The organism is Kitasatospora sp. MAP5-34 (assembly GCF_029894335.1).
In the GTDB taxonomy this organism is placed as follows: Bacteria; Actinomycetota; Actinomycetes; order Streptomycetales; family Streptomycetaceae; genus Kitasatospora.
This window is the reverse complement of sequence record NZ_JARXZC010000016.1, coordinates 66,714-86,192: the sequence shown is the minus strand read 5'-3', so window position 1 is coordinate 86,192 and position 19,479 is coordinate 66,714. Positions and strand designations below refer to the sequence as shown.

The following is a 19,479-nucleotide window of genomic DNA, read 5'->3' as shown; positions in this document are numbered from 1 at the left end:
GGCGAGGTGAGGAGTGAACCCATGCGTACCGTCGTCCTCGGAGCCACCGGACCGACCGGCCGTCAGCTGATCGACCAGGCCCTGGCGGCCGGCCACCTGGTCACCGCCGTCGCCCGCCGCCCGGAGACCCTGCCGGCCCGGAGCGGGCTCACCACGATCGCCGCCGACGTCGCCGACGCGGACGCGGTCGACGCCGCGATCGCCGGCAGCGACGCCGTCGTCTCGGCCCTCGGCGTCCCACCCAGCCGCCGACCGGTCACCGTCTACTCGGCGGGGGCACGGAACGTCGTCGCGGCCATGCGGCGGCACGGCGTGAAGCGGCTGGTGGCCGTCAGCTCCAGCGTCCTCGACCCCGCCTGGCGGCCCAGCGGCGCGTTCTTCTTCAACCACGTGCTGGACCCGTACGTGAACCGGGTGATCGCCCGGACCGCACACGAGGACATGCGCCGGATGGAGGCGGTGCTCGGAGCCAGCGACCTGGACTGGACGGTCGTCCGGCCCTCCGGACTGTTCGACAACCCGGCGGTGACCGACTACCGGCTCACCGAGCACAGCGCCGACGGTGTCTTCACCGCGCGAGCCGACCTCGCCGCGAGCATGCTGCGGCAGCTGACCGACGACCGCTTCGTCCGCAAGGCGGTGGGCGTGGTCACCACGGAGGTCAAGCCGAGCATCCCCCGGCTGATCTGGCGCGAGGCCGTCCGGAAGAACCGGTAGCACCCTGTTCCGCCCACCCGACCCCGGCCGGAGCCGGGGTCAGGGCCGGAACAGCGGGATCAGCTCATCCCGTTGCGGCGGTACGGCAGGTACGGGTGACCGCCGGCCGCCTCCGAGTTCGCGTCGCGGGCGTAGTACGGGTACGGGATCACGTGCGAGATCGTGCCCTGCGAGCCGTTGTCCTCCAGCGCGATGTACTTGGTGTGCGCGGCGTCGGCCCAGCCCCCGAACAGGACGGTGTGGTCGCCCGCGATGAGCGCGTCACCGGGCTGCAGATCGTCCTTGCTGATGCGGTGCGAGACGTCGCCCTGCATCAGGGTCCAGGTGGTCCGGCCCGGCGTGGGGAGGCCCCAGGCGGCGGAGACGAAGCCCGAGCAGTCGTCCCGGTAGCCGTTGGTGAAGGCCGTCTGGCTGTAGCCGATCCGGTGGTTGATCCGCTCCAGCGCACGGTTCAGGGCGTCTTGGCGATCCTGCGGGAGACCCTCCAGCTTCGGCGCCGTCTCGACGCCACCGCCCTGGCGGGTGTGACTGCCCCAGTTGCCGGTGGTGCCCCAGTTCCCGTTGCCGTGCCCGGGCTGGTACGTCCCGGTGTTGCCACCGCCACCGCCACCGCCACCACCGCCGGTGTCACCACCGCCACCACCGCTGTGCCCGCCACCGCTGTGCCCGCCACCGCCGTGGCTACCACCGCCGCCACCACCAGAGTCGCCGCCACCACCGCCGTCACCCGCACCACCGGCGAGCACCGGCTTCGGCGCGGGCCCGGGCGTCGGCGCCACCGGGGCCGGGGGCGTGGCCACCGGCTGCTGCTTCTTCTTCAGCTCGTCCTCGATCTTCTGCTCGATGTCCTGGTACTCCTTCATCACCCCCAGGATCTTCTGAGCGTCGTCGGCGAGTTCCTTGGTGAGCTGCTCCTTGAACTGGGCGAGCGCATCCGCCCGCGCCTTGATCTCCTTGACGTCCTTGACGACGTCGTACGCCGTGCCGATCCCCGGGATCCCGGCGATCGCGCTCGAAGCGAGGTCGATCTCGGTGGCCCGGGTGATCGCCTCGCGGATGCTGCCGAGTCTCTGGTTCAACTCGTCCAGCTTCTGGCTGAGCCCCAGCCAGTCGTTCTGGATCTTCCCGAGATCCTGCATCTGGACGCCGAACTGCCCACTAGCCATACGATCCGATTCCTTCTACTGATCGCTACTGATCGGTGAACCGATTTCCACTGGAGCCACTGAAGCTCGAAGCCGGCGCCACAAGCGGGCGCCTGCCGTCAGAAGACGCTGTTGAGCCGCGCGACGGACTTGCTGAGCTCCCCGAGCTGGTCGGCGACGGACGAGATCTCCCGGACGCGCCCGTGGGCATGGCTGACGAAGGCATCGGACGCCGGGCCGTGCCAGGTGAGGGTGGAGAGGCACGAGTCGATGTCCTTGCCGAGCCCGTCGACCGCCTTGCCGAGGTCGGCCAGCTCCTGCGCGATCTTGCTCAGATCGCCCGAGCCGAACATCTCGTTGAGCGTCCAGTGCGCGATCTCGGAGGGCGCCATCACGACGTCCTTGGCGACGCTCGTGACGTCGTCCCAGGCCTTGCTGAAGAAGTTCATCCCTGCTCCCCCGTACACCCGCACGTGCGCTGATAATCCGTCAAGAGGCTAGCCGACCCGGGTGTCACCGGCCAGCAGTGCGACAGTCGGCGGTTCCAGTTCGTAGGGCCACTTGACCTGGGCGATCATCCAACGACGACCGGTACCCGCCCACCGTCTGCCGGCCGCTCCAGCCTGCCAGAGTCCTGCCAGAGTCCTGCCGAGGAGCGTAGACCCCGGCTCGTCCGCCGGGTCACCTCGGTCTGTGACACTGGAGGGGCTCGAAAACCGAGGTGCGCCAGCCCGTGCCTCCTTGCGAACCTAGAGGGATGTCCGCAGTGAGTTCTCCCGTAGCCCAGCCCGCCGATGCACCCACCATCGGGGGGTTGGCCGCCCGCCTGCCCGAGCTGATGCTCCGCGACCAGCAGCGGATCGGCCGGCGACTGGACGGCGCGCGGCGGGTCCGTAAGCCCGAGGCGCAGCAGAAGATCGCCCGCGAGCTGGCCTCCGACATCGAACGCGCCGAGCTGCGGGTCGGGCAGCGCCGGGCCGCCGTCCCGGAGATCACGTACCCGGCGGAGCTGCCGGTCAGCCAGAAGCGGGACGACATCCTCGCTGCGGTCCGGGACCACCAGGTGGTCATCGTCGCCGGTGAGACGGGCTCCGGGAAGACCACCCAGATCCCGAAGATCTGTCTGGAGCTGGGTCGCGGCGTGAAGGGCCTGATCGGCCACACCCAGCCGCGCCGGATCGCCGCCCGCACGGTGGCGGACCGGGTGGCCGAGGAGCTGAAGACCCCGCTCGGCGAGGCGGTCGGCTGGAAGGTCCGGTTCACCGACCAGGTCGGCCCGGACACCCTGGTCAAGCTGATGACGGACGGCATCCTGCTCGCCGAGATCCAGACCGACCGCGAGCTGCGCCAGTACGACACTCTGATCATCGACGAGGCGCACGAGCGCAGCCTCAACATCGACTTCATCCTCGGGTACGTCAAGCAGCTGCTCCCGCGCCGCCCGGACCTCAAGGTGATCATCACCTCGGCGACGATCGACCCGGAGCGCTTCGCCAAGCACTTCAACGACGCGCCGATCATCGAGGTCTCCGGCCGGACGTATCCGGTCGAGGTCCGGTACCGGCCGGTCGTCGACGACGCCCAGGAGGAAGAGGACCTCGACCGCGACCGCGACCAGATCCAGGCGATCTGCGAGGCCGCCCAGGAGCTGCAGGCCGAGGGCCCGGGCGACATCCTGGTCTTCCTCTCCGGCGAGCGCGAGATCCGCGACACCGCCGACGCGCTCGACAAGCTGAAGCTCAAGTTCACCGAGGTCCTCCCCCTCTACGCCCGCCTGAGCTCCGCCGAGCAGCACCGGGTCTTCCAGCGCTCGAACAGCCGCCGGATCGTCCTGGCGACCAACGTCGCGGAGACCTCGCTCACCGTCCCCGGCATCAAGTACGTGATCGACCCGGGCACCGCCCGGATCTCCCGCTACAGCCACCGCACCAAGGTCCAGCGCCTGCCGATCGAGGCGATCAGCCAGGCCAGCGCCAACCAGCGCAAGGGCCGCTGCGGCCGTACCTCGGACGGCATCGCCATCCGGCTGTACTCGGAGGAGGACTTCCTCTCCCGCCCGGAGTTCACCGACGCGGAGATCCTGCGCACCAACCTGGCCTCGGTCATCCTGCAGATGACGGCGGCCGGCCTCGGCGACATCGCCGCCTTCCCGTTCCTCGACCCGCCGGACTCGCGCAACATCAAGGACGGCGTCAACCTGCTCCACGAGCTGGGCGCGCTCGACCCGGCCGAGAAAGACCACCGCAAGCGCCTCACCCCGCTCGGCCGCCAGCTCGCCCAGCTGCCCGTCGACCCGCGGCTGGCCCGGATGGTGCTGGAGGCGGACAAGAACGGCTGCGTCCGCGACGTGATGGTGATCGCCGCCGCGCTCTCCATCCAGGACCCGCGCGAACGCCCGTCCGAGAAGCGCCAGGCGGCCGACGAGCGCCACCGCCGCTTCAACTCCGAGACCTCCGACTTCCTCGCCTACCTCGCGATGTGGCGGTACGTCCGCGAGCAGCAGAAGGAGCTGTCCAGCTCCGCCTTCCGCCGGATGTGCAAGTCCGAGTTCCTGAACTACCTGCGGATACGGGAGTGGCAGGACATCTACTCCCAGCTGCGGACCGTCGCGAAGCAGCTCGGCGTGACCATCGAGGAGCCGCACCCGGACGCCGAGCCGGACGCGGACCGCATCCACCAGTCGCTGCTCTCCGGTCTGCTCTCGCACCTCGGCCTGTACGACGTGGAGAAGCGCGAGTACGGCGGTGCGCGCGGCGCCCGGTTCGCGGTGTTCCCGGGGTCGGGGCTGTTCAAGAAGCCGCCGCGCTGGGTGATGTCGGCGGAGCTGGTGGAGACCTCGCGGCTCTGGGCCCGGGTGAACGCCAAGATCGAGCCGGAGTGGGTCGAGCCGCTCGCCGGGCACCTGATCAAGAAGACGTACAGCGAGCCGCACTGGGAGAAGAAGGCCGGCGCCGTGCTGGCCTTCGAGCGGGTGACCCTCTACGGGATGCCGATCGTCGCCCAGCGCAAGGTCAACTACGGCCGGATCGACGCCGAGCTCTGCCGCGAGCTGTTCATCCGCAACGCGCTGGTCGAGGGCGACTGGGAGACCCACCACCCGTTCTACGCGGAGAACCGCAAGCTGCTCTCCGAGGTGGAGGAGCTGGAGAACCGGGCCCGCCGCCGCGACATCATGGTCGACGACCAGACGCTCTTCGACTTCTACGACGGCCGCCTGCCCGAGGACATCGTCTCCACCCGGCACTTCGACTCCTGGTGGAAGAAGACCCGGCACGACCAGCCCGACCTGCTCAACTTCGAGAAGTCGATGCTGATCAACGACGCGGCGGGCGGCATCACCGAGGCGGACTACCCGGACTACTGGCAGCAGGGCAAGCTCCGCTTCAAACTCACCTACCAGTTCGAACCGGGCAGCGATGCGGACGGCGTGACGGTCCACATCCCGCTCCCCGTCCTCAACCAGGTGACGGGCGAGGGTTTCGACTGGCAGATCCCGGGCCTGCGGGCCGAGTTGGTCACCGCGTACATCCGGGCGCTGCCGAAGGCGATCCGCCGCAACTTCGTCCCGGCGCCCGACTTCGCCGCCGCCGCGCTGCGGCAGGTGAAGGACCGTCAGGAGCCGCTGCTGCCGACCCTGGAGACCGTGCTGCGCCGGATGTCCGGCATCACCATCCCGCCGGAGGCCTGGGACGACGAGCGGGTGCCCGACCACCTGCGGGTGACCTTCCGGGTGGTGGACGGCAAGCGCAAGCTCGCCGAGTCCAAGGACCTGGAGGACCTGCGGCTCCAGCTGAAGCCCAAGCTCAAGGAGACCCTCTCCTCGGCCGCCTCCGGCCAGGGCATCGAACAGCAGGGCCTGACCGGCTGGCCGGCCGGCCTCCCGGTGCTCCAGCGCACCTTCGAGCAGCGCTCGCGCGGGCACTCGCTGCGCGCGTACCCGGCGCTGGTGGACGAGACCGAGTCGGTGGCGATCCGGCTGTTCGACACCCCGCAGGCGCAGGAACAGGCGATGTGGGCGGGCACCCGGCGCCTGCTCACCCTCTCCACCAACTCCCCCGCCAAGTCGATCCAGGGCAGGTTGGGCAACCAGGCCAAGCTGGCGCTCTCCTACAACCCGCACGGCTCGGTGCCCGCCCTCTTCGAGGACATCGTGGCGGCGGCCACCGACCGGCTGATGACGCTCGGCGGCGGGCCGGCCTGGGACGAGGCGGCGTTCACCAAGCTGCGCGACAAGGTCCGGGCCGACCTGTACGAACTGTCGGCGGACACCACCCTGAAGACGGCCACCGCCCTGATCGCCTTTCACAGGGCGTCCAACCGGCTGAAGACGGTCAGCAGTCCGGTACTGCTCACCGCCGTCAACGACATCCGGCTGCACCTGGCCTCGCTGATCCACCCGGGCTTCGTCACCGACACCGGCTGGCAGCGGCTGCCCGACCTCAAGCGCTACCTGCTCGCGGTGGACCGCCGCCTGGAGGCGCTGCCCAACCACCCGCAGCGCGACCTGCTGCACCTGCAGAAGGTCCAGCAGGTGCAGCAGGCGTACGGCGAGCTGCTGGCCTCGCTGCCCGCCGGGCGGGAGCCCTCGGCGGCGGTGCGGCAGATCCGCTGGATGATCGAGGAGCTGCGAGTCAGCTTCTTCGCCCAGGGGTTGGGTACTCCGACCCCGGTCTCGGAGAAGCGGATCCTCAAGGCGATGGAGGCTGCGGCCGCCACCCCCTGAGGTGCGCGGAGGCTGTTCCGGGGCGGTCCCGGAGCTGCTCCGAGGATGGTTCGAGGCTGGTTCGACCTGGGGCCCGAGATGCGTTACGATCTGTCTTGTTCGCAAACGAGAGTCGGCGAACAAGACAGTGAAAACTCTGGTCCTGTGGAGCAGTTGGTTAGCTCGCCACCCTGTCAAGGTGGAGGTCGCGGGTTCAAGTCCCGTCAGGATCGCAGTAGGTGAGAGGCCCGGAGCCGAGAGGCTCCGGGCCTCTTTCGTTTACTGAGGCAGCGTCAGCTCTACCTCACCCTTGGTACGTACCACAAGGCGGCGGGCCTGTGGGGGTCGTCACTTATGTTTTCTTGAGGTTGGACACTCCGGGCACCCTCACCGGAGCCAGCAATTTAATATATAAAATTGTACAGTTATTCACTGTAATCCCCCCCGCTCCCGGCAGCACCAATTGGAGCCATTGATTCCGGCCGCCGCACACCCCCCGGACACGCCGAAGGGGCCGCATCCCTGACCCGGCGGAGTCAGGCCCACGGCCCCTTCTGGAATGCTTCTGCGGTTCTCTCAGCCCTCGGTACGCTGCGCCGGAATACCGGCCAGCAGAGCGCGCACCTCCGCCTCGCGATACCGGCGGTGCCCGCCGAGAGTGCGGATGGACGTGAGCTTGCCGGCCTTTGCCCAGCGGGTGACCGTCTTGGGGTCAACGCGGAACATAGTGGCGACCTCTGCCGGTGTCAGCAGAGGCTCAGCGTCAGGGGTACGAGCGGTCATGAGCGGCCTCCTCGGGAGAACCGAACCAGGGCGGTTCTATCCTTCAAATTCTGCACCTTGGCCCGCGATGCCCGAAATGGCATACACGGGCCGAGTCGGTTATAGGACGAACGGCTTGTCCTGGTGTCTACAACTACACCATCCGTCCAGCCCTATCGGCCAAACCGTCAAAATTGACCCCTGACGGGTTCAAGAGCGACGGATGGCCATGGACCACCCCATAGCGGACAGTCACCGCAGGATGACAATCGGTTATGACGGGATCAGACCCTCTGTTTCCCCGCAAAGTACGCACCGCCGTCAGATCCACCCAGAAGTGGACACACCTGAGTGAACTTGGGCTGGTTGTCCCATTTTTACACATAGGGGTAAGTACGCGTCAACGGTGAGTAGTGTCACGTTCGAGGGGTATTGACCCGAACCGGGACGTTGGTCCCCTTCCGTGGACCGAAGTACCCGATCATCCTTACCTCTCGCACTGACACTCCCGCCCGCCGACCGCCGGCAGCCCACCTGTCGCCCACCGACCGATCACCGGCACCCGCCCCCACCAGCCCTGACCCCGGATCAGCTGGCGTGCCGTAGGGCGGACACCAGCCGCCAGCGGGCCGTCACCTCCCGGTAGACCCGGGCCGCACCCTCGCCGTCCCCGGCCCGCAGCGCCCCGATCCCCTCCTCCAGCTCCGCCACCGAGTCCTCGGCCGCCAGCCGCTCGGCGCCGAGCAGGTGCACCAGGCCCCCGTAGTCGAGCTCCACCAGCGACCTCGGGTGGAACTCCTCCAGCCAGCGGCCCACCTGCTCCACCTCCGCCACCAGCGGCCCGCGCGGCGCCCGGTCCCGCAGCGTCCGGTAGCCGCGCGCCACCCGGCGCCGGGCCTGCGCCATCGGCGTCAGGTAGAAGAGCGCGGCGGCCACCCGGCTGCCCTCGGGCCCGGCCGGGACGAAACAGCGGTCCTCCGCCCCGAACGGCAGGAACCAGCGCACCGGCACCTCCCAACGGCTGGTCAGGATCCACGGCCGGGCATCCAGGTTCGACGCCTGCCAGCGCTCCCGGTCGGCCACCGCCGCCGCCCGCGCGGCGGGCGGCAGCACGGTGTCCAGCAGCGCCACCGGCAGCGTGACCGCCAACTCGTCCAGAGCCTGCCAGCTGCGCAGCCTGGTCGCCCACGGGCAGACGTACGTCACCCCGTCGACCACCCGGACGAACGCGCGCTCGCTCTCGTGCTCCGGCAGCGCGCGCGGGGTCCTGGCCAGCAGCTCGGCGAGCGCCTCGCGCTGCTCCTCCAGCGCGGCCGGCGCGACGGGCTGTTCCGGAGCGGTCGCGTCCGGGCCGCGGGCGGCGGCGTACGCCTGCCAGCGGGCCCGCTCGGGCTCCGGATAGGCGGCCAGCGGCTCGTAGACGCGCAGGTGGGCGGTGTAGGGCGGGAGCACCGAAGTGCGCACGGCGGTCACGTATCGCATCGTCGCACGCGGTATGTGTGCGACGGGAGAGGGCCGTACCAGCGGTCCCGCTCCGTCCCTCCCCCACGTATTTCCTTGTCCGCTTCCTTGTCCGGTTCGTTGTCCGCGAGGGGCAGCTCCGGCGACCGCCCCGGAGCTAGGCTTCCCTCAGGCGCCCACACCACAGCAGTGGGCCTCAGATACTGGAGTCACCACAGTGACCGACGTACAGACCGTATCCGCGACGCACCCCGCACCCGGCGTGCTGAGCAGGATCTTCCGTACCGAGCAGGACGGCGTCCCGGGCGACGGGCACGAGCAGGTCGTGCTCTGCCACGACCGGGCCTCGGGCCTGAAGGCGATCATCGCCATCCACTCCACCGCACTGGGCCCGGCCCTCGGCGGCACCCGCTTCTTCCAGTACGCCACGGAGGAGGAGGCCCTGGAGGACGCGCTGCGCCTCTCGCGCGGCATGAGCTACAAGAACGCCCTCGCCGGGCTCGACCTGGGCGGCGGCAAGGCGGTCATCATCGGTGACCCCAACAAGGACAAGAACGAGGCGATGCTCCGCGCCTACGGCCGCTTCGTGCAGTCGCTGCGCGGCCGCTACATCACCGCCTGCGACGTGGGCACCTACGTCCAGGACATGGACGTCATCGCGCGCGAGACGGAGTTCGTGACCGGCCGCTCGCCCGAGAACGGCGGCGCCGGCGACTCCTCGATCCTGACCGCCTTCGGCGTGTTCCAGGGCATGCGGGCCTCCGCCCAGGCGCGCTGGGGCCAGCCCACGCTGCGCGGCAAGCGGGTCGGTGTCGCAGGTGTCGGCAAGGTCGGCCACTACCTGGTGGGCCACCTGGTCGCCGACGGCGCCGTCGTGGTGGTCACGGACGTCTTCGAGGCGGCCGTGAACCGCGTCCGGGCCGCCCACCCGGACGTCGAGGTGGTCGCGGACACCGCGGCCCTCCTGCAGGCCAAGCTGGACGTCTACGCCCCCTGTGCCCTGGGTGGCGCGCTCGACGACGACACGGTGGCCGCGCTGGGCGAGGCCGGCACCACGATCGTCTGCGGCGCGGCCAACAACCAGCTGGCCCACCCGGGCGTCGAGAAGGACCTCGCCGATCGCGGGATCCTGTACGCGCCCGACTACCTGGTGAACTCCGGCGGCGTGATCCAGGTCGCGGACGAGATCGAGGGTTTCAACTTCGAGCGCGCCAAGAACAAGGCCACGAAGATCTTCGACACCACCCTGGAGATCTTCACCCGGGCCGCCTCGGACGGCGTCCCCCCGGCCGTGGCCGCCGACCGCCTCGCCGAGAAGCGGATGCGGGAGATCAGCGCTCTGCGCACGATCCTGCTGCCGAGCGCCCGCCGGAGCTGATCCCGAGCTCCCGCGAGGGGGCGGGCACCCCGGTGCCCGCCCCCTCGCGGGAGCCCCCCCGGCATCACGATGTGGAACCGGATTCTCACCTGGTAGCCCGAACGGGCGATACCGAGGCCCCTGACGGGGGATAATCGGTCCTGGAACGACGGACCAGGGCAGGCTACGGACAGCCTGCGAAAGCCCGAAAATCCTCTCGTGACCTGGAAGGACCTGGTTTCGGGAGGTGGCAGTGCGCGCCACGTCACACCGGCGACGTACCGTTCGGCGGCGGAAACAGGTACCGTTAATGCTCCAAGGGACGGTTCTCCCACTTCGGGCAGGCCGCTCCTGATCATGAACACGTGTCAGACTCGGGGCCGTGAGCCCCATCGTTGAGGGGGTCGACCCATGGGGCGCGGCCGGGCCAAGGCCAAGCAGACGAAGGTCGCCCGCGAGCTGAAGTACAACGGCGGCGGCTTCGATGCTAACCGTCTGTCCAGCGAGCTGGGCGTATCGCCCTCCACCGCTTCGATCAAGCCAGAACCGATCGAAGAAGAGGAAGAGGACGATCCCTACGCGGAGTACGCGAGTCGCTACTCCGTCGAGGACGACGACGCGGACGAGGAAGTGGGCAGCAGCCCCTCCCCTCGACGCGCGTAAGAGCCTGACCAGACCGGCTTGGCGCCCCCAGGGGCGCCGAGCCGGTTTTCGGCGTACCCGGGCAAGTCCGGGTAGCCGGGTAAACCACAGGGGCGCGGGGAACTGCGCGACATCGGAAGACAACGGCCTGCAGCCTTCCGCCACGCGCTGTTCCCCGCGCCCTCTCTGTGCCTACCGGGCGAGCCTCAGCTGAGCTCGAAACCGTCGTACGCGTTGTAGAGCGCCGCTCCACCCTCGTGCTCGTCCGTGCGGTCCACGATGTCGCCGAGCAGCCAGGCCTCGACGTCGCGGTCCTCCAGGATCGCCAGCACGGCGTCCACCGACTCCGGCGGGACGACGGCGACCATGCCGACGCCCATGTTCAGCGTCTTCTCGATCTCCAGGGTGGCCATCCGGCCGACCTGGGCGACGGTCTGGAAGACCGGCAGCGGGCTCCAGGTGCCACGGTCCAGGCGGGCGTGCAGGCCGACCGGGATGACCCGGGCCAGGTTGGCCGCCAGGCCGCCGCCGGTGACGTGCGAGAAGGCGTGGATCTCGGTGGAGCGGGCGAGCGCCAGGCAGTCCAGCGAGTAGATCCTGGTGGGCTCCAGCAGCTCCTCGCCGAGCGTCCGGCCGAACTCCTCGACCTGGCGGTCCAGCGACCAGCCGGCCTCCTTCAGCAGCACGTGGCGGACCAGCGAGTAGCCGTTGGAGTGCAGACCCGAGGCGGCCATCGCGATGACGACGTCGCCCGCCCGGACCCGCTCGGCGCCCAGCAGCGCATCGGCCTCGACCACGCCGGTACCGGCGCCCGCGACGTCGTAGTCGTCCGGGCCCAGCAGACCGGGGTGCTCGGCGGTCTCGCCGCCGACCAGGGCGCAGCCGGCCAGCGTGCAGCCCTCGGCGATGCCCTTGACGATCTGGGCGACCCGCTCGGGGACGACCTTGCCGACACAGATGTAGTCGGTCATGAAGAGCGGCTCGGCGCCGCAGACCACCAGGTCGTCGACGACCATGCCGACCAGGTCGTGGCCGATGGTGTCGTGCTTGTCCATCGCCTGCGCGATGGCGACCTTCGTCCCGACCCCGTCGGTCGCGGAGGCCAGTAGCGGACGCTCGTAGCGCTTGAACGCGGAGGCGTCGAACAGCCCGGCGAAGCCGCCCAGGCCGCCGACCACCTCGGGCCGGTTGGTCTTCTTGACCCACTGCTTCATGAGCTCGACGGCGCGGTCGCCGGCCTCGATGTCGACACCTGCGGCGGCGTAGGTGGCGCCGCGGCTCTCGTTGCTGGTCACGTGCGGTGGCCCTTCCGGGTCAGTGGGGGTGGAAACAGGGTGGGGCTAACCAACAGGGGCGTGGGGAACTGCGCGACCAGGACACGACGTACGTGCACTGTTGATCGCGCAGTTCCCCACGCCCCTGCTGTGGTTACTCATCTGCCTACGGGCGACGAAGCGCGTCTGCTGCGCCGGCACCGCCGAGCAGCGACTGGACGCCGTCCAGGTCGGAGCCGGAGGGCTTGCCGCGTACGGGCGTCTTCTGCTGGCTGCCCGCGATCTCGGCCTCCAGGAGCAGCTTGCCCAGCAGCGCCGGGTCGGGCAGCTCCATCGGGTACACCCCGTCGAAGCAGGCCCGGCACAGGTTGTCCTTGGGCTGCGCGGTGGCCTCGATCATGCCTTCGAGCGAGATGTACGCGAGCGAGTCCGCGCCGAGCGTCCGCCCGATCTCCTCGATGGTCATCCCGTTGGCGATCAGCTCCGCGCGGGTGGCGAAGTCGATGCCGAAGAAGCACGGCCACTTCACCGGCGGGGAGGAGATCCGGATGTGCACCTCGGCGGCGCCGGCCTCGCGGAGCATCTTCACCAGCGCGCGCTGGGTGTTGCCACGGACGATCGAGTCGTCCACGACCACCAGGCGCTTGCCCTGGATGACTTCCTTGAGCGGGTTGAGCTTGAGCCGGATGCCGAGCTGGCGGATGGTCTGGCTGGGCTGGATGAAGGTGCGGCCCACGTAGGCGTTCTTCACCAGGCCGGAGCCGTACGGGATGCCGCTCGCCTCGGCGTACCCGATCGCGGCGGGGGTGCCGGACTCGGGAGTCGCTATCACCAGGTCGGCCTCGGCGGGGGCCTCCTTCGCCAGCTTGCGGCCCATCTCCACCCGGGAGAGGTGCACGTTGCGGCCGGCGATGGAGGTGTCGGGGCGGGCCAGGTAGACGTACTCGAAGACGCAGCCCTTGGGCTTCGCCTCGGCGAAGCGGGAGGTCCGCATGCCGTTCTCGTCGATGGCGATCAGCTCGCCGGGCTCCACCTCGCGGATGAAGCTGGCGCCGCAGATGTCGAGCGCGGCGGTCTCGGAGGCGACCACCCAGCCGCGCTCCAGCCGGCCGAGCACCAGCGGGCGGATGCCCTGCGGGTCACGGGCGGCGTAGAGGGTGTGCTCGTCCATGAAGACGAGCGAGAAGGCGCCCTTCACCTTGGGCAGGATCTGCCGGGCCGTCTCCTCGATGGAGAGGTCCGGGTGTCCCGCAAGGAGGGCGGTCACCAGGTCGGTGTCGTTGGTCACCGCGCTGCGGCCGGAGCGCGACACGTGCGCCTCTCCGGGCAGGTCGGCGACCATCTCCGCCAGTTCGGCGGTGTTCACCAGGTTTCCGTTGTGCCCGAGGGCCAGCGAACCGTGAACGGTCGCGCGGAAGGTCGGCTGGGCGTTCTCCCAGACCGAGGACCCGGTGGTCGAGTAGCGGGCGTGTCCGACGGCGATATGCCCGTGCAGGGATCCCAGGGACGCTTCGTCGAAGACCTGGGAGACAAGTCCCATGTCCTTGTAGACGAGAATCTGGGAGCCGTTGCTCACTGCGATGCCCGCGGATTCCTGTCCGCGGTGCTGCAGGGCATAGAGGCCGAAGTACGTGAGCTTTGCGACCTCCTCGCCGGGAGCCCAGACACCGAAGACGCCGCAAGCGTCCTGGGGGCCTTTCTCGCCGGGAAGCAGATCGTGATTGAGTCTTCCGTCTCCACGTGGCACGTCTTCGAGTCTAGGGCAGTTCCGTACGGCTTCCCGAACGCAGGCGGTGCCGGATATTGGCCGATCCAATAGCGACGCGCGTAGACAAAACCCCTTACCTTCCCCGAATTCCCGGCATGACAATTCGTTGAACCCCCGGATGCCCTTGTCGGACGCGCCCTCATGAGCCTCCGGGCCGCTCATCACATGACGTCACCCCACCCGGACGTGACTCTGCTCACCCCTTGCCCGGGCGGTTACCCCCAGGGGCGCGGGACCCTGCTCGATGAACTGCGTGCGCAAAACCGGAAGGCCACGGTCTGTGCCGTACCCCCTGGCTCAGCCCCCCACGACCTGGGGCAGTACCAGCGCCCACGCGCCCGCGTGCACCGTCCAGGTCCGGGACCGCACCGGGCCGACCGAGCGGCCGTCCGCCTCGTAGTCGAAGTTCCGGCCCGCCACGGTGAGGCTGGCGGCGCGCAGCCGGTGCGCGGCATCCGACAGCCGGAGCACCAGCTCCATCACGCCCTCGTCGGCCGGGACGTTGACCTGGAGCAGCCGGACCGACTGGTGGACGTCGGCCAGCAGCCGCCCGTCCGCCTCGATCCGGAGCTTCGGGTCGCCGGGGTGGTCCACCTTCCCCTGCTCGGACGCAGCAAGTTTCGCCCATAGCGAACGCCAGCCACCCGACTGGTCGTCGGCCACCCCCTGGACGCGCACCCCGGCGAGCACCACCCCGCCGCAGTCGTCGACCAGCAGGTCGAGCTTGCGCGAGCTGCCGTTGATCACCGCGCGGGCCGCCGCCACCGGTTCGCCGGGTACGCCGAGTGCCCGGAGCGCGCCGACCGCTCCCGGCCGGCCCACCGGGACCACCCCGACCGGGTCCGCACCCAGTTCGCGCTGACGGTGCAAGGCCTGCAGCACCCGCTGCACCGCCAGGTCGGATCCGATCACGACCGGTCGGCGACGGCCACGATGGGCGAGCACCCGGTCGAGTTCGGAGCTGCTCTCGGGCAGCGCGACCTTGGCGTCCGCGCCGCCGCAGAGCACGTCCCTGGCGATCCGCACCGACTCGCCGTCGGCCCGCCGGGCGGCCGGGTCGAGGAGTACGAGGAGCGGGTCGGGCCCACCTGGAGAAACGGCGCGGGATTCGGGCGTGGACAGGGACGACACGACCGGTCCTTCCTCAGGTAATCTCTCGGTGCAAGAGCCCCTTGCGCTATTGCGCCAGGGGCTTCGTCTATCTCGGGGCAGACTGCGGCCTACGCAGGATGCCCCAACCGGAAGGGGTGTACGCCTGTGCCGGCACTCGTGCTCGTTGGCGCTCAGTGGGGGGACGAGGGCAAGGGGAAGGCGACCGACCTGCTCGGCGGCTCCGTCGACTACGTCGTCCGCTACCAGGGCGGTAACAACGCCGGTCACACGGTGATCATCGGCGACCAGAAGTACGCCCTTCACCTGCTGCCTTCCGGCATCCTCAGCCCGAACGTCGTGCCGGTCATCGGCAACGGCGTCGTGATCGACCCGGGCGTGCTGCTCTCCGAGCTCAAGGGCCTGAACGAGCGCGGCATCGACACCTCGAAGCTGCTGATCTCGGGCAACGCCCACCTGATCACGCCGTACCACCGCACCCTGGACAAGGTGGTCGAGCGCTTCCTCGGCAAGCGCAAGATCGGCACCACCGGTCGCGGCATCGGCCCGGCCTACGCCGACAAGATCAACCGCATCGGCATCCGGGTGCAGGACCTCTTCGACGAATCGATCCTTCAGCAGAAGGTCGAGGCGGCGCTGCACGACAAGAACCAGCTGCTGGTCAAGCTCTACAACCGCCGCGCCCTGCCGGCCGACCTGGTCGTGCAGGAGTACCTCGGCTACGCGGAGAAGATCCGGCCCTTCCTCGCCGACACCACCCTCGTCCTGGACGAGGCGCTGAAGGCGAACAAGGTCGTCCTGCTGGAGGGCGGCCAGGGCACCCTGCTGGACGTCGACCACGGCACGTACCCCTTCGTGACCTCGTCCAACCCGACGGCCGGCGGCGCCTGCACCGGCGCGGGCATCGGCCCGACCAAGATCGACCGGGTCGTCGGCATCCTGAAGGCGTACACCACCCGCGTCGGCTCGGGCCCGTTCCCGACCGAGCTGCTGGACGCCGACGGCGACGCGCTGCGCCGGATCGGCGGCGAGCGCGGTGTCACCACCGGCCGTGACCGCCGCTGCGGCTGGTTCGACGCGGTGATCGCCCGCTACGCGACCCGGGTGAACGGCCTGACCGACTTCTTCCTCACCAAGCTGGACGTGCTCACCGGCTGGGAGCAGATCCCGGTCTGCGTCGCGTACGAGATCGACGGCAAGCGCGTCGAGGAACTCCCGTACAGCCAGTCGGACTTCCACCACGCGAAGCCGATCTACGAGCTGTTCCCCGGCTGGACCGAGGACATCAGCAAGGCCCAGACCTTCGCCGACCTGCCGAAGAACGCGCAGGCGTACGTGAAGGCCCTGGAGGAGATGTCGGGCGCCCCGATCTCCGCCATCGGCGTCGGCCCGGGCCGGACCGAGACGATCCAGATCAACTCCTTCATCTGATCCTGCAGCCGATCCTTCAGCTGAGATCGCCGGTAGCCCCGGATTGCACTAAGGCAGAAATTATTTGCCGGTAGTGCAATCTGGGGCTACTTTGCTGCCATGACCGCAAAGCTGCCCTCCCCCACCACCCTGATCGGCCGTCATGTCCGGCTGGAGCCGCTCGGCCACGCCCACGTGCCCGACCTGTTCGCGGCGGCCGGGCGGGACGAGGAGGTCTGGCGCTGGGTCCCGGTGCACACCCCGATGACCGAGCAGGAGATCGGCGAGGTCGTCGACAGCCGGGTACAGGACCCGGACTGCGTCCCCTTCGCGGTCATTCGGCCGGCCACCGGCCGCGCCGTCGGCGTGACCTGCTACTTCGACTTCAGCGCGACCGACGAACTGCTGGAGATCGGCGGCACCTGGTACGGCCGCGCGGTCTGGCGCAGCGCCGTCAACACCGAATCCAAGCTGCTGCTGCTCACCCACGCCTTCGACGATCTCGGCATGGGCAGGGTGATGTGGCAGACCGACCACCTGAACGAGCGCTCCCAGAACGCCATCCGCCGCCTCGGCGCCACCCACGAAGGCACCCTGCGCCGCAACCGGCTCCGCCCGGACGGCACCTGGCGGGACAGCGTCCACTTCTCGATGCTGCGCGACGAATGGCCGGCGGCGAAGCAGCGGCTGACGGAGCGCCTCGCGGCGGGGTGATCCATTCGATCCGGCCTACCGAAGCGCTCACTCGCTGTCAGTGACATCAGCTACGTTCGGTTCACCTGGCGCTGCTGCGCGACCTGCTCGCCGCCGTCGGCCTCGACTCCGAGACGCCGTGCCTGCTGCTGTCCGAGCTACTGACGAACGCGCTGCTGCACGGCGGTGCCCCGACCGTTGTTCTCGATCTTCGCGAGGGGCTGCTGTACATCGCGGTCGCGGATGCCTCGACGGACCGTGTCAAGGTGCTGGAGACCGACATGACCCGCACCGGCGGCCGGGGCCTGTGCCTGGTCGAGAAGCTCGCGGACGAGTGGGGCGTCGAACCCATCGGCCCGTACGGCAAAGCGGTTTGGGCCAAAGCCTCGGTCCTGGCAACCGTCGACGCCGGGGCTGCACGGTGACCCCTCAGAGCATGGTCGAGCCATGCCTGCTGACCTTCGCATCGGAGGGCCTCCGGCGAAGTCGAACCACTCATCCCCGTCAACGAGTTGGGACATCGTGAACCGTGAATCCAGCACCCCCGACAGGGCCGATCAGGGCTCCAGCAGGTACCGCTCGGGGGACGACCCGGATCCGGGGACCGGTCTGGTTCGTGACTCGCTCGTCGAGTACTTCCCGCACGAGCACCCCGGCCTGTCCTGGGAGGCGACGGACGCCCCGGACGACGCGGGCGACGTGTTCGGCTTCGTGCTGGCCGAGCTGCATGAGGGACGCGTCGCCGTAGCCAACGTGAACAACCAGAACAACGTGCTGATCGGCACCATCGGCGAGCTGGTGGCCCTCAAAGAGGCACTCGCCGACGGGCGTTTCGACTTCCTACTGCCGCCCGGCCACCGGAGGCCCCCGGACTGACCCACCGCCCGCCCCCGCTGTGCCACCGAGGGGCAAGCCGGTGAACAGCGGGCCTGGGCTCCGGCGGAGGGCGTCCGGCTGAACCCGTCCACAAGCGCATGCCACTACCCTTCCCACCACAGGTAGCACTATCGGTAGCACCCGAGTAGGCTTTCTGGCATGAAGATCAGCGTCAGCCTCCCTGAAGGTGATGTCGCCTTCCTCGACCAGTACGCGGCCGAGACTTCCACCGACTCACGGTCCGCCGTGATACATGCCGCCATCGAGCTTCTGCGCGCCTCGCAGTTGGAGGACGACTACGCGAAGGCCTGGCAGGACTGGGAGCAGAACGAGGACGCGGCCATCTGGGATCGTGCGACAGGGGACGGTCTCTCCGATGCGACGCGGTGACATCTATCTGATCGACTTCGACCCGGTTCGCGGCAGTGAAGCGAACGACAGTGAAGCGAACAAGGCCCGGCCCGCCGTCATCGTCTCGAACAACTCCGCCAACCAGTCGGCCACCCGGCACGGCCGCGGCGTGCTGACAGTCGTACCGATCACCTCGAACACGGACCGGGTGTTCCCCTTCCAAGTACTGCTCGACGCAGCCTCCTGCGGTCTCGACCGCGATTCCAAGGCCCAGGCCGAACAGGTCCGCGCGGTGGCGGTCGAGCGGCTGCTGCACCGGATCGGAACCGTGTCCGGAGAACAGCTCACGCGACTGGACACCGCGCTTCGCCTGCACCTCGCCCTGTAGCGCGGCGACTGCCCCGTCGCGGGGCTGCCTTCCACCTCATCAGCGACTGCCGGTGGATCAACCGTTACATCGAGACCGGCTCCAGGTACAGGGTGTCCGTGCCGCCCGCGTCCGCGCCCGTGGCAAATTCGACGCCCGGCCAGTTCATCTTGACCGAGTGGGTCTCACCGGGCGGGGTGATCGTCATGGTGGTCACCTTGTCACCGGGGTGGCCCTTGGGGTTGGTGCGGTACCAGATGGTGAACGTGGCGATCTGCGCCTTGGCGAGGGTGACGGTGCTCGGCTTCTTGCGGCCGTCGCGCGGCACGTCGGTCGGTCCCGCGCTGGTGGCCAGGTGAACCCCGGCGAAGCCGTTCAGGGTGCAGGTGTCGCCCTTGTTACCGAACGTCACAGTGACCGACGCCATGTCCGACTCCGGCGGCGTGGCCTCGCCTACGGAGACGTCGGGGATCAGGTTGGCCGTGGTGCAGGCCGCGGGCGTCACCTTGCCCGACCCGGAAGCGCCACCGGCAGGGGCCTTGGAGCCCGCGCTGCCCGAGGACGAACCCGTGGTGCCCGAAGACGAGCCCGTGGTGCCGGAGGACGAGCCGCCACCGGTGCTGCCCGGGGCCGTGGCACTGCTCGGCGCCGACGCCGCCTGGCTGGCGCCCGGGCCGGCCGACCCGCTGACGCTGCCCTGGCAGGCGGTCAGCGCAAGCCCCGTCACAACCAGCATCGCACTTGCCGCCAGGGCACGCTGAACACGCATCTGAAGATCCCCCCAAGAGTGGTAGATCGCGACTCCCCGCCGCGACCACCAGAAGCGTCACACAAGCGATCATGA

19 protein-coding genes and 1 tRNA gene are annotated in these 19,479 nt (G+C 69.4%); 12 read left to right on the top strand and 8 right to left on the bottom strand.

The genetic code is table 11. The annotated features are described in order from the left end of the window. Positions 1–21: 21 nt before the first annotated feature. Positions 22–717: an NAD(P)H-binding protein gene (locus P3T29_RS15800; RefSeq protein WP_280717085.1), complete on the top strand. Its 696-nt coding sequence runs from the start codon at positions 22–24 to the stop codon at positions 715–717. Positions 718–776: 59 nt separating this feature from the next. On the opposite strand, the gene P3T29_RS15795 is transcribed toward P3T29_RS15800, so the two are convergent. Together P3T29_RS15795 and P3T29_RS15790 are read right to left on the bottom strand one after the other, a co-directional pair. After that, a complete protein-coding gene (locus tag P3T29_RS15795; protein WP_280717084.1) occupies positions 777–1,883 on the bottom strand; it encodes a hypothetical protein in 1,107 nt (368 codons plus the stop codon). A gap of 98 nt (positions 1,884–1,981) precedes the next feature. Continuing rightward, on the bottom strand, positions 1,982–2,311 hold the full coding sequence (locus P3T29_RS15790) for a hypothetical protein (protein ID WP_280717083.1): 330 nt from the start codon (positions 2,309–2,311) through the stop codon (positions 1,982–1,984). Between the two features lie 317 nt (positions 2,312–2,628). Between P3T29_RS15790 and hrpA the strand changes: the two genes are divergently transcribed. Together hrpA and P3T29_RS15780 are read left to right on the top strand one after the other, a co-directional pair. After that, entirely contained in the window at positions 2,629–6,585 is a 3,957-nt protein-coding gene (gene hrpA, locus P3T29_RS15785) for an ATP-dependent RNA helicase HrpA (protein WP_280717082.1), read from the top strand. Positions 6,586–6,723: 138 nt separating this feature from the next. After that, positions 6,724–6,797, top strand: a tRNA-Asp gene (locus P3T29_RS15780). 343 nt (positions 6,798–7,140) lie between these two features. Here the strand turns inward: P3T29_RS15780 and bldC are convergent. After that, positions 7,141–7,347: a developmental transcriptional regulator BldC gene (gene bldC, locus P3T29_RS15775; protein ID WP_104817559.1), complete on the bottom strand. Its 207-nt coding sequence runs from the start codon at positions 7,345–7,347 to the stop codon at positions 7,141–7,143. Between the two features lie 567 nt (positions 7,348–7,914). Then, positions 7,915–8,799: a hypothetical protein gene (locus P3T29_RS15770; RefSeq protein WP_280717081.1), complete on the bottom strand. Its 885-nt coding sequence runs from the start codon at positions 8,797–8,799 to the stop codon at positions 7,915–7,917. A 205-nt stretch (positions 8,800–9,004) separates the two neighbouring features. Here P3T29_RS15770 and P3T29_RS15765 point away from each other — a divergent pair, with 205 nt between their 5' ends. Together P3T29_RS15765 and P3T29_RS15760 are read left to right on the top strand one after the other, a co-directional pair. After that, positions 9,005–10,165: a Glu/Leu/Phe/Val dehydrogenase dimerization domain-containing protein gene (locus P3T29_RS15765; protein WP_280717080.1), complete on the top strand. Its 1,161-nt coding sequence runs from the start codon at positions 9,005–9,007 to the stop codon at positions 10,163–10,165. Positions 10,166–10,555: 390 nt separating this feature from the next. Further along, entirely contained in the window at positions 10,556–10,807 is a 252-nt protein-coding gene (locus P3T29_RS15760) for a DUF3073 family protein (RefSeq protein ID WP_280717079.1), read from the top strand. Between the two features lie 185 nt (positions 10,808–10,992). Here the strand turns inward: P3T29_RS15760 and purM are convergent, their stop codons facing one another. From purM to P3T29_RS15745, 3 genes are all read right to left on the bottom strand, one after another. Then, positions 10,993–12,081: a phosphoribosylformylglycinamidine cyclo-ligase gene (gene purM, locus P3T29_RS15755; RefSeq protein ID WP_280717078.1), complete on the bottom strand. Its 1,089-nt coding sequence runs from the start codon at positions 12,079–12,081 to the stop codon at positions 10,993–10,995. Positions 12,082–12,226: 145 nt separating this feature from the next. After that, positions 12,227–13,807, bottom strand: coding sequence for an amidophosphoribosyltransferase (gene purF / locus P3T29_RS15750; RefSeq protein WP_280717077.1), 1,581 nt, complete (start codon positions 13,805–13,807; stop codon positions 12,227–12,229). A gap of 318 nt (positions 13,808–14,125) precedes the next feature. Further along, complete coding sequence (locus tag P3T29_RS15745) at positions 14,126–14,959, bottom strand: diacylglycerol kinase (protein ID WP_280717076.1); 834 nt, start codon at positions 14,957–14,959, stop codon at positions 14,126–14,128. Between the two features lie 126 nt (positions 14,960–15,085). Here P3T29_RS15745 and P3T29_RS15740 point away from each other — a divergent pair, with 126 nt between their 5' ends. From P3T29_RS15740 to P3T29_RS15715, 6 genes are all read left to right on the top strand, one after another. Continuing rightward, entirely contained in the window at positions 15,086–16,369 is a 1,284-nt protein-coding gene (locus tag P3T29_RS15740; RefSeq protein ID WP_280717075.1) for an adenylosuccinate synthase, read from the top strand. 99 nt (positions 16,370–16,468) lie between these two features. After that, positions 16,469–17,062, top strand: coding sequence for a GNAT family protein (locus P3T29_RS15735; protein WP_280717074.1), 594 nt, complete (start codon positions 16,469–16,471; stop codon positions 17,060–17,062). Positions 17,063–17,307: 245 nt separating this feature from the next. Next, positions 17,308–17,466, top strand: a complete 159-nt coding sequence (locus tag P3T29_RS15730; RefSeq protein WP_280717073.1) for a hypothetical protein — start codon at positions 17,308–17,310, stop codon at positions 17,464–17,466. 97 nt (positions 17,467–17,563) lie between these two features. After that, a complete protein-coding gene (locus tag P3T29_RS15725; RefSeq protein WP_280717072.1) occupies positions 17,564–17,917 on the top strand; it encodes a hypothetical protein in 354 nt (117 codons plus the stop codon). Between the two features lie 159 nt (positions 17,918–18,076). Further along, positions 18,077–18,307: a ribbon-helix-helix domain-containing protein gene (locus tag P3T29_RS15720; protein ID WP_280717071.1), complete on the top strand. Its 231-nt coding sequence runs from the start codon at positions 18,077–18,079 to the stop codon at positions 18,305–18,307. After that, positions 18,294–18,656, top strand: coding sequence for a type II toxin-antitoxin system PemK/MazF family toxin (locus tag P3T29_RS15715; RefSeq protein ID WP_280717070.1), 363 nt, complete (start codon positions 18,294–18,296; stop codon positions 18,654–18,656). The genes P3T29_RS15720 and P3T29_RS15715 overlap by 14 nt, the downstream gene beginning before the upstream one ends. A 64-nt stretch (positions 18,657–18,720) precedes the next feature. Here P3T29_RS15715 and P3T29_RS15710 read toward each other — a convergent pair whose 3' ends face one another. Beyond that, on the bottom strand, positions 18,721–19,140 hold the full coding sequence (locus tag P3T29_RS15710) for a DUF4232 domain-containing protein (RefSeq protein ID WP_280717069.1): 420 nt from the start codon (positions 19,138–19,140) through the stop codon (positions 18,721–18,723). Between P3T29_RS15710 and P3T29_RS15705 the strand changes: the two genes are divergently transcribed. Further along, positions 19,049–19,396 (top strand): hypothetical protein, encoded by a 348-nt coding sequence (locus P3T29_RS15705; RefSeq protein WP_280717134.1) that lies wholly within the window; start codon positions 19,049–19,051, stop codon positions 19,394–19,396. The two genes, P3T29_RS15710 and P3T29_RS15705, sit on opposite strands and share 92 nt — an antisense overlap. Positions 19,397–19,479 lie beyond the last annotated feature (83 nt).